The organism is Salmonella sp. SAL4457, from assembly GCF_046548235.1.
GTDB lineage: Bacteria > Pseudomonadota > Gammaproteobacteria > Enterobacterales > Enterobacteriaceae > Salmonella > Salmonella enterica.
In genome coordinates this window covers 1-278 of the sequence record NZ_JBGDZO010000365.1, presented here as the reverse complement: position 1 = coordinate 278, position 278 = coordinate 1, and the positions used below count along the sequence as shown (strand labels likewise).

Sequence of the window (278 nt, the reverse complement as noted above, 5' to 3'; positions counted from 1 at the left end):
ATACGCTCGACAACAATGACGGCCGCTATGTGAATACATACGGCTTCCAGTCGCAGAGCTTCTCGGCCTATCTCATCCAGGCCATCGTCCGCGACCACGAAGCGGCATTGCCGGGCCCGCAGCTTGACCAGGGTCGTTCGATCCGGGGCGAGGGTTCAGGAATCTGGGGCTCCGGCATGGCGATCGGCGGCTCAGTGACAACGGCGTGCCTTCCAAGCACGGAAACCCTTCAGAGTTCCACGCCAATGTGTCGTTGCCGCCATAGCCAAGCGATCCTC

1 protein-coding gene is annotated in these 278 nt (G+C 61.2%); it reads left to right on the top strand.

Annotation, left to right across the window (positions count from 1 at the left end; all coding sequences use genetic code 11):
* Positions 1 to 278 (top strand): hypothetical protein (locus ACLJNW_RS24665; protein WP_410961282.1); only part of this gene is annotated, 278 nt, incomplete at both ends.